This is a genomic window from Paraburkholderia sp. Ac-20336, assembly GCF_017105025.1.
GTDB lineage: Bacteria > Pseudomonadota > Gammaproteobacteria > Burkholderiales > Burkholderiaceae > Paraburkholderia.
In genome coordinates, this window is the sequence record NZ_JAAGPS010000007.1 from 95,553 (window position 1) to 104,930 (window position 9,378).

The window sequence follows — 9,378 nt, forward strand, 5'->3', positions numbered from 1 at the left end:
CTCCGGTATCGTTGATTGAAATTCTGTTTATCGATGCGCGCGCGTGTCGAAGCGCCACTGAAAAAAGCGCACCGCTTCCTGCAATGCGGGCGGATGATCGGCGAGCGCCGCGTGCGAAACGCTCGGATAGCGGGCCACCTGGGTCTGCACGCCCGCGTCGATCAGATTGCTTGCATACTTCTCGGCTTCGACGTGCAGCACGTCGTTCTGCGCGGTCGCGATCAGTGTGGCCGGCAAACCCGCGAGCCGCGCCGATTCGAGCGGCGCCGCGTACGGATGCATGCGCTGCGAGGCTTTCGGCAGATACGCGCGATAACACGCGGCGCACTCGCTCGCGGTGATGTCGGAACCGAGGCGCCGCTCGTCGCCAAGACGCGTCAGGCTCGGATCGAGCATCGGTCCGAACAGCGCCTGCGCGGCGATCGGCACGTCGCCGCGGTCGCGCGCGATAAAGGCGAGACAGTTCGCCAACTGGCCGCCCGCATCGTGACCGGCCACGCCGATCTTTCTGCTATTGCCGCCGAAAGCACGCGCCCGCGTCTGCACCCATAGCGCCGCGCGATGCGCGTCTTCGGGCGCAGCCGGAAACGGAAACTGCGGCGCAAGCGAATAGCCGACCGACACGACGAGCGCCGGCAAGTGTTCCGCGAAATAGCGCGCGGCAAAGTCGGCCTGCTCTATCGAGCCCCGGGTAAAGCCGCCGCCGTGGAAATAAAGCAGTACCGGCAGTGCGGTCTTTTTCGCAAGCCGGTACAAACGCAGGGTGATTTCCTGTGCGTGTCCGTCGATCTGTACGTCGGTGATTTCGAGTGCCGCCTCATTGGCTTCCGCGGCGCTGTCGTCCACGGGAACAAAGGAATACGGCGATTTGAATGCATCCATGTCGAGCCGCGCAAATGCGCACAAAACTTCAATGGTCCGAATTGTGGATTCGGCAGACTTGTAAATAAATGCCTATAATCCGGCAACACAATTCGGTGCCTCTGAACAATCCACCGCGATTGCTCCGCGGATTCCACTCCGCCACTGCGCCCGTCTTCATGGAGGTTTGCGATGGACCGGCTTCAGGCCATGCAAGTGTTCACCCGTGTCGTCGACACCAACAGCTTTACCCGCGCGGCGGAAACGCTCGATTTGCCGCGCGCGTCGGTCACCACGATTATTCAGAACCTCGAAGCGTTTCTCGGCACGCGCCTGATGCACCGGACCACGCGGCGTCTGTCGCTGACGCCGGACGGCGCCGCGTATTACGAGCGCTGCGTGCGCATCCTCGCGGACGTCGAGGAAACCGAAGCCAGTTTTCAGAGCGGCAACAAGAAGCCGCACGGCAAGCTGCGCATCGACATGCCGGGGTCGCTCGGCCGCCTGATCGTGATTCCCTCGCTGTGCGAATTCCACACGCGCTATCCGGACATCGACCTGCAACTCGGTTTGACCGACCGGCCGGTAGACCTGTTGCAGGAAGGCGTGGATTGCGTGCTGCGGGTCGGCGCGCTGCAGGATTCGTCACTGGTCGCGCGCCGCATCGGCCTGTTCGAGGGCGTGACCTGCGCGTCGCCGGACTACATCGAGCGCGCGGGCATGCCCGCGTCGCTCGAAGATCTCGACAACCATAAGGCCGTCAATTACTTCTCGAGCCGCACGGGCCGCACCCTCGATTGGGCGTTCCTCGTGAACGGCAACGAAGTGGAAGTGAAGATGAAGAGCATCGTGTCGGTCAACGACGCGGATGCCTACGTGACTTGCGGACTCGAAGGCTTCGGCCTGATTCAGCCGGCGCTCTTCATGGTGCTGCCGCATCTGCGTTCGGGCCAGCTCGTCGAAGCGCTGCCGGAGTTGAAGCCTCTGCCGATGCCGATTTCCGCCGTCTATCCGCACAGCCGCCATCTGTCGCCAAAAGTCCGCGTGTTCGTGGACTGGATCGCGGAAGTGTTCGAGCGTTGCCCGCTGCTGAGCGGACGCTACAGTCTCGACGCCACCTGCACGAAGCGCACTTTAGAAGAACGCGAGTCGGCCCCGGTACGCGATACGCCGATGATGACCGAGTGGGTCGCATGAGAACCTCATCAGCGTCCCCGACGCGCTGCGTGGCTCTGCCCACATTGAAGTACTCAAAAGTACGCAAACTGAAACAGTGAATTACAGCCGCGGCTCCAATGCCGCGGTTTTTTTAAAGCCTCGTCGCAGCCTGCGCAGTCGCGGCGATGGCCAGGCCTCTCGCGCGATTGTTCTGAAATCGCGACAATTCATTTCGCGAAAGCGGGATTTACCCGTACCGCACCGACCTCTACAGTTCACCCTGTCGCAGCGCCATCCGTGCTGCCAAGGAATCGACAGGAGTGAATCATGAAACGCAATCTGCTGGCAGGTCTCGCTCTTTCGCTGCTCGTCAGCGCTCCGGTATTTGCGCAAGGCGGTGGCGGCATTGGCCGCGCGGGGACTTACGACACGCAACCGGCGGCGGCCGCGAGCACGAAAACACGTGCCGAAGTCAAGGCCGAACTGGTCGCCGCGTATCGCGACGGTTCGCTGCCCTCGCTCAATCGCAACGCGTATCCGGACAAAGGTCTGATCGGCCAAACGCAAACGGCCCGTATCGCGCTACAGGAAGGCACGAGCGGCAACGTGACTCGTGTAGCGGCAGGTCAGTAACGCATCAGCCAAAGCGCGCTCGGCGCGACGATCGATTTTCCATCGGAAGTGGTCGCCGATTCGTCGCCCGCGCACTCTTCATCAAGGAGCTCACCATGACACCGTCGGAACTGGACAACTGGAATAGCGATACGCCCGTGTGGATGCCGTATCGTCCGTCGCACCATTGAGATTGAGTGTGGGTTGTTGCTCGCGGCACCGGCTGTGACGCGGCTGATATGCGCGATATGTGCGCTGTGCCCGCAAGCATCGCTTCGCGGGCGAAGCGCCATTCGCAAGCACTCGCGAATGCGCGTCGCGACGCGGCTTTATGCTTCGCGCGGCACGTCGGGCTCGAAGAACACCCAACGCACTTGCGGAAAGGTGGCCTGCAAATCGGCTTCGATCACGTTGATCGCATCGACCATCGCGCGGCCGCTCGCATAATCGATCATTTCCGCCTGCACCGCGACGACGACATGACGCCCCCATTGCAGCGTAATCATATTGATGATGCTGCGAATCTCCTCGCGCGCATGCAGATGCGCCTCGATCGCGCGGCGCACTTCCGGGCTCGCCGACTCGCCGACGATCATCGATTTCACTTCACGCGCAACAAGCCATGCAATCACCATGAGCAGGAAACCCACGCCGATCGAACCGAGCGCGTCATAGACAGGATTGCCGGTCACCATCGTCAGCAGCACCGCGATAAACGCGATCGCGAGGCCCGCGAGAGCGGCAATATCCTCGCCTGCCACGACCAGCAGCTCGGCTTCGCGCGTCTCGCGAAACCAGCGCCACAGGCTTTTATCCGGATGCGTCTTGCGAATCTCCTTGACGGCGCCCCATAGCGACAGCGATTCGAGCACCACCGAAATCCCGAGCACCGCCAGCGCGACAAACGCAAACTGCAACGGCTCGCGCGCCATCACACGATGTACGCCTTCATACACCGAGAACGCGCCGCCGACAAAAAACAGCAGCAACGCAACGAGCAGCGAATAGAAATTGATTTCGCGGCCGCTGCCCATGGGATGCAAGGGACTGACCGGCTTGCGCGCTTCGCTCAGGCCGAATAGCAGAAGCAGTTGATTGCCGCAGTCGGCGGTAGAGTGAATCGCTTCGGCAAACATCGCGCCGGAACCCGTAAACGCCGCCGCCGCGAACTTGCAGACAGCGATACCGAGATTGGCGGCGAGTGCATAAAAAATGGCTTTCGGCGATTCTTCTTTCATCTTCGGGAAGGCATCCGTGAGTTTTATCTGAGTTTTATCGGAAGTTGCCGACAGGCAACTCCCGTATTATGAACACGGCGAGTTGGACACATCCAACTCGCCGCGCTGAGCCGCGTCATCTTATGCTACCTCGCTCCACGAGCTGCCGATGTACGCGGTCGGTAGTCGAGCCCTTCCATGCGCGCCGTCTCTCCTGTCGCCACGCTCCCCCTCGGACGCTCACTGTGCCCTTTCCAGTGCCGCCATCTCGCGCACGACCACGAGCAGAACGGAAAGACTCGCGCCGCCGGTGGCGCGCAAGTCGGCCAGCAAACGCGTATAACGCTCGATCTGCGCGGCACGCTTTTCGTGCCACGCCTGCACGAGCGAGTCCGGCGTCGATGCCTCGTTCGCGTCCGCCAGCACGCTCGTGGTCAGCGCGCGCTTGAGTCGCGCGAGTTCGGCCAATGCCGAGGCGCGCGCCAGCATGTCCCAGTGCGTCGGCGCCGGCAGCGAAGCCGCGCGCTCGCTGATCCAGCCATAATTCAGCAGCGTACCGAGCGCGAAGTAGACGCCCGCTACCTGTTCGAGACTGCGCCCGCACGTCGATGCGACTTCGGCGATATCGAGCAGCGCCGCCGATACCTCGCCGCTCGCGATACGCACCGCGAGGTCGCTATCGACACCGGCATCGACGAAGCCGCGCTGCCGCTCGGAAAGCGCTTCGAGATCCGCGCGCGGCAGCAACGCGGGCCATTGCGGCGCGAGGCGCTGCGCCGCATCGCGGCAGCGCGCGAGCAAACCGGCCACGTCGTCGCCGGCCGCGCCCGATTGCAGATGTCGCAAGAACCACAGCGCCGAACGTTCGACGAGCCGCGCGACTTCGGCGAACATGCGCGCCTGCACGTCATCGGGAACGCGGTTGTCGAGCGCGTCGATATCGCTCCAGATCCGGTCGAGATCGAACACGTCGCGCGCCATGATGCAGGCACGCACGATATCGCCGGGCTGCGCGTCGGTTTCTTCCATCAGCCGATGCACGAACTCGCAGCCCACGCGATTCACCAGTGCATTGGTCAGATGCGTCGCGAGAATTTCACGGCGCAGCGGATGGCGCTGCATCGGTTCGCGGAAACGCTGCCGCAGTGGTTTCGGGAAGTACTCGATCAGCATGTCGCCGACGAGCGGGTCTTCCGGCATCGACGAATCCAGCAGTGCGTCATATAGCCACATCTTGCTGTAGGCGAGCAGCACGGCGCGCTCGGGTGTCGTCAGGCCCTGCTTCGCGGCCGCGCGTTCGGCGATTTCCTCGTCAGTGGGCAGAAACTCGATCACGCGATTGAGCCGCCCCGCACGTTCCAGATAGCGCATCAGGCGCGCTTCGGCATCGAGCAGTTCGACGCCGAAGCGGCCCGCGATCGACAACGCCTGGGTCTGATAGTAGTTGTCCCGCAGCACGAGCAGGCCCACTTCGTCGGTCATTTCGGCGAGCAGGGCATTGCGCTGCTTCTCGGTCATCTCGCCGTCGGCGACGACGAGCCCAAGCAGAATCTTGATGTTGACTTCGTGATCCGAACAATCGACGCCTGCGGAATTGTCGATCGCATCGGTATTGATGCGGCCGCCGCGCTGCGCGAATTCGATGCGCCCCAATTGCGTCAGGCCGAGATTGCCGCCCTCGGCCACGACCTTGCAGCGCAGATCGGCGCCGCTCACGCGAATCGCGTCGTTCGCGCGATCGCCGACCTGCTGATGCGTTTCGCGGCTCGCCTTCACATAGGTGCCGATGCCGCCGTTATAAAGCAGATCGACCGGTGCCTGCAAAATCGCGCGCATCAGTTCGGCCGGCGCGAGTGCCGCCGCGTTGATGCCGAGCGCGGACTGCACCGCCACCGACAACGGAATCGTCTTCGCGCTGCGCGGGAACACGCCGCCGCCCGCCGAGATCAGCGACGGATCGTAGTCCGCCCAGCTCGAACGGTCGAGCATGAACAGCCGCTCGCGCTCGGCGAGACTCGCGGCCGGGTCGGGATCGGGATCGAGAAAGATGTGCCGGTGATCGAATGCGGCAACGAGCCGGATATGCGGCGACAACAGCATGCCGTTGCCGAACACGTCGCCCGACATATCGCCGACACCGACCACCGTGAAGTTCATGCTCTGCGTGTCGACGCCCATCTCGCGGAAGTGCCGTTTGACCGACTCCCATGCGCCGCGCGCGGTAATGGCCATCTTCTTGTGGTCGTAGCCGACCGAGCCGCCCGACGCGAACGCATCGTCGAGCCAGAAGCCGTATTCCTGCGAGATCGCGTTCGCGTAGTCGGAGAAGGTGGCCGTGCCTTTGTCGGCGGCGACGACCAGATACGGGTCGTCGGGATCGTGGCGCACCACGTCGGGCGGCGGCACGACGTCGGTGCCCGCGAGATTGTCGGTCACGTCGAGCAAGCCGCGCAGGAAGGTCTGATAGCACGCGACGCCTTCGCGCATCCACGCATCGCGCTCGCTTTGCGGCGGCGGATTCTTCACGACGAAGCCGCCCTTCGAGCCGACCGGCACGATCACGACGTTCTTCACCATCTGCGCTTTCATGAGGCCGAGCACTTCCGTGCGGAAGTCTTCACGCCGGTCGGACCAGCGCAAACCGCCGCGCGCGACGCGCCCGCCACGCAAATGCACGCCTTCGACACGCGGCGAATAGACCCAGATCTCGAACATCGGTTTCGGCTCGGGCAAGCCCGGCACCTGCGCTGGGTCGAACTTGAACGACAGGTACGACTTCGGCCGCCCTTCGGCGTCGTAGCGATAGTAGTTGGTGCGTTTGGTCGCCTTGATGACGCCGAGGAACTGCCGCAATATGCGGTCCTCGTCGAGATTCGGCACCTGGTCGAGCGCGCTCTCTATCGCCGCGAAACGGCTTTCGACGCGCGCCTCGCGCACCGCGCCGAGCGCCGGATCGAAGCGCGCGATAAACAGTTCGACGAGCATGCGCGCGATCGCCGGATTGCCGGTCACCGCGCGCTCGATATACGCGTCGCTGAACGTCGAGCCCACCTGGCGCAGATACTTCGCGTACGCCCGCAGAATCGTCACCTCGCGCGCATTCAGTTGCGCGCGCAAGACGAGGCGATTGAAGTCGTCGCTTTCGATCGCGCCGGTCCAGACCTGCTCGAACGCTTCCTCGAACAGGTCCTTCACGCGCTCGATGTCGAACTCGGCATCGTCCGCGAGTTCGAGGCCGAAGTCGTGAATCCATGCCGGCGTCGCGCCCAGTGCCTCGATCAGATAAGGCCGCTCTTCGTCGACCCGCACGCCGAGATGTTCGAGCATCGGCAAGCTGCGCGACAACGCGATCGGCTGGCCCGCGCGATACACCTTGAAGCGGAACGCGCGCGGTCCCGATTCGATCGGGCGGTACAGGTTCATCGCAAGCCTTTCGCTGCCCTGCACGCGCTCGATCAGCTCGATATCGCGCACCGCCGTGCGCGCCGGATAGTCGTCGCGATAGCCGGCGGGAAATGAGTCGCCGTAATGCTGCAGCAGACGGTTGCCGTGCTCTTCGCCATACACGTCGAGCAGCGCGTCGGCGAGATCGTCCTGCCAGCGGCGCGCAACCTGTACGAGCCGCGCTTCGAGCTCGCGCGTATCGACGTCCGGCATGCCGCCCGGTTTCGCATGGACGACGAAATGAATCCGCGCAAGCGTCGACTCCGAGAGCAGCGGCGTGAATTCGACGTTCTCGCCGTTGAACGCATCGGCGAGCAGGTTGGCGATACGCTGCCGCAAATCGGTGTTGTACTTGTCGCGCGACACGAACACGAGGCACGACACGAAGCGGTCGAAGCGATCGCGCCGCACGAACAGACGCGTGCGCTGATGCTCCTGCAAACGCAGCACGCCGAGCGCGGTGTCGTAGAGCTGATCTTCGTCGGCCTGGAACAGTTCGTCGCGCGGGTAAGTTTCGAGCACCGTCACGAGCGATTTCGCCAGATGCCCCTTCGGCAGGAAAGCGGCGCGGCGCACGATATTGGCGCATTTGCGCCGCACGATCGGAATTTCCGCAGCCGAAACGAAATACGCGGTGGACGTGTAAAGGCCGATGAAGCGCCGCTCGCCGCTCACCTTGCCGTCCGCGCCGGTCAGCTTGATACCGACATAGTCGAGATAGCCGGGCCGATGCACGGTGGCGCGCGAATTGGCCTTGGTCAGAAAGATCGGCGACGTGCCGGCAATGATCTCCGTCGCAGCCGGCGGCAGCGGCGTGATTTCCGCGGCGCCGGCGGGCCGCAGCGCATCGCGCAGAATGCCGAGGCCCGAGCCCGGCACGGCGCGCAAACCATAGCCGCTGTCCTGCTGCACGAGTTCGTAGTCGCGCTGGCCGAGAAACGTGAAGTGATCGGCGACCATCCATTCGAGGAACGCGCGCGCTTCGACGCCTTCCGCGCCCGTCTCGCGAACCTTGAGGTCCTGGATCGTCGCCTTCGCGCACTCGATCAGCTTCGGCCAGTCTTCCACGGCCGCGCGCACGTCGCCGAGCACGCGCGCGATGTCGTCGCGCAGTGCGTCGAGTTTTGCGGCATCGCCGCAACGGTCCACTTCGAAGTGAATGCACGAGGTCAGGTGCGAACGCGTATCGCCGGCTTCCTCGGCGCCCTGGCTCACGCGCTCGATGCTGCCGTCGGTCGCGCGCCAGATACGAAACACCGGATGCACGACCGAATGCAGCGCGAGCCCCTCGCGGTTGACCGCCATCGACACCGAATCGACGAGAAACGGCATGTCGTCGTTGACGATCTCGATCACCGTATGATCGGAGTGCCAACCGTGCTGTTCGAGGATCGGGTTATAGACGCGCAACCGCTGCTGGCCCGGCGCGAAGCGCTGCGCGGTTTGCCAGTGCGCGAGCGCCGCGCCGTAGAGATCGGCGATCGAGCGGCTTTGCAGATCGCCGCTGTCGACGAAATCGTAGTAATGCCGCAGGAAAGGTTCGACGATGTTGAAGGTCGGCTCGGGCAGCCGTCCACGCGCAAATTCAACGACATCGTTCAGCAGGTGCGTGACGGCTTCTTCGTTCTTTGCTTGCATGATCGACTCCCCTGGCTGGCGGCAATGGTGAGTATCGTGTGATTCGCAGGCAACGTCTGACAATGGATTATGCGCCCGTCGCGCGCAATCAGATCGATCGGCGCGCTCAGGTAATACCCGCTGCGTTTTTTCGCGGCGCCGCAGCGCATCGCGCTGCACTGCGGCAGTCCGCGCCGGCTGACGGCGAGCGGCTGGCGGCGCGGCCCGCTTACGGCGCGGGTCTGGCCGCCGCGCTTGCCGGTATCTACGCCGTGGCCGGCTCGTCCCGCTGCTCCAGCCATGCGCGAATCTGCGCCGCCATCCACGCCGGATCGTCGTGCGGCAGATCGTGCCCGGCCCACGGGTGCACGCGATGCCCGGTCCGCCACGCCGCCGCGAGCTTCGTCGAACAGGCCGGGTTGACGAGCCGGTCCGCCCGCGCGGAGAGGATCAGCAAGGGACAACGCGG

Annotated in this window: 5 protein-coding genes and 1 pseudogene; 2 read left to right on the plus strand and 4 right to left on the minus strand. The window is 63.8% G+C overall.

Annotation, left to right across the window (positions count from 1 at the left end; all coding sequences use genetic code 11):
• Window positions 1-27: 27 nt before the first annotated feature.
• A complete protein-coding gene (locus GXB81_RS05220; RefSeq protein WP_167283166.1) occupies window positions 28-882 on the minus strand; it encodes an alpha/beta hydrolase in 855 nt (284 codons plus the stop codon).
• Between the two features lie 171 nt (window positions 883-1,053).
• Here GXB81_RS05220 and GXB81_RS05225 point away from each other — a divergent pair, with 171 nt between their 5' ends.
• Both GXB81_RS05225 and GXB81_RS05230 read left to right on the plus strand, forming a co-directional pair.
• Entirely contained in the window at window positions 1,054-2,058 is a 1,005-nt protein-coding gene (locus GXB81_RS05225) for a LysR family transcriptional regulator (RefSeq protein ID WP_167283168.1), read from the plus strand.
• 288 nt (window positions 2,059-2,346) lie between these two features.
• Entirely contained in the window at window positions 2,347-2,652 is a 306-nt protein-coding gene (locus GXB81_RS05230) for a DUF4148 domain-containing protein (RefSeq protein ID WP_167043678.1), read from the plus strand.
• Window positions 2,653-2,960: 308 nt separating this feature from the next.
• On the opposite strand, the gene GXB81_RS05235 is transcribed toward GXB81_RS05230, so the two are convergent.
• From GXB81_RS05235 to GXB81_RS05245, 3 genes and pseudogenes are all read right to left on the minus strand, one after another.
• Window positions 2,961-3,869 carry a cation diffusion facilitator family transporter gene (locus GXB81_RS05235; protein WP_167043676.1) on the minus strand — a complete coding sequence of 303 codons (909 nt, stop codon included), beginning with the start codon at window positions 3,867-3,869 and terminating at the stop codon, window positions 2,961-2,963.
• A gap of 219 nt (window positions 3,870-4,088) precedes the next feature.
• The gene (locus GXB81_RS05240) at window positions 4,089-8,930 is read right to left on the minus strand and encodes an NAD-glutamate dehydrogenase (RefSeq protein ID WP_167283169.1); all 4,842 of its coding nucleotides are present in this window, start codon (window positions 8,928-8,930) and stop codon (window positions 4,089-4,091) included.
• A 244-nt stretch (window positions 8,931-9,174) separates the two neighbouring features.
• Window positions 9,175-9,378: pseudogene (locus GXB81_RS05245) on the minus strand (alpha/beta hydrolase); the annotation flags it as partial.

What these genes read in the sequence shown, in the direction of transcription:
- GXB81_RS05220 (WP_167283166.1), bottom strand. Translation starts at nt 882, where the DNA reads ATGGATGCATTCAAATCGCCGTATTCCTTTGTTCCCGTGGACGACAGC.
- GXB81_RS05225 (WP_167283168.1), top strand. Translation starts at nt 1,054, where the DNA reads ATGGACCGGCTTCAGGCCATGCAAGTGTTCACCCGTGTCGTCGACACC.
- GXB81_RS05230 (WP_167043678.1), top strand. Translation starts at nt 2,347, where the DNA reads ATGAAACGCAATCTGCTGGCAGGTCTCGCTCTTTCGCTGCTCGTCAGC.
- GXB81_RS05235 (WP_167043676.1), bottom strand. Translation starts at nt 3,869, where the DNA reads ATGAAAGAAGAATCGCCGAAAGCCATTTTTTATGCACTCGCCGCCAAT.
- GXB81_RS05240 (WP_167283169.1), bottom strand. Translation starts at nt 8,930, where the DNA reads ATGCAAGCAAAGAACGAAGAAGCCGTCACGCACCTGCTGAACGATGTC.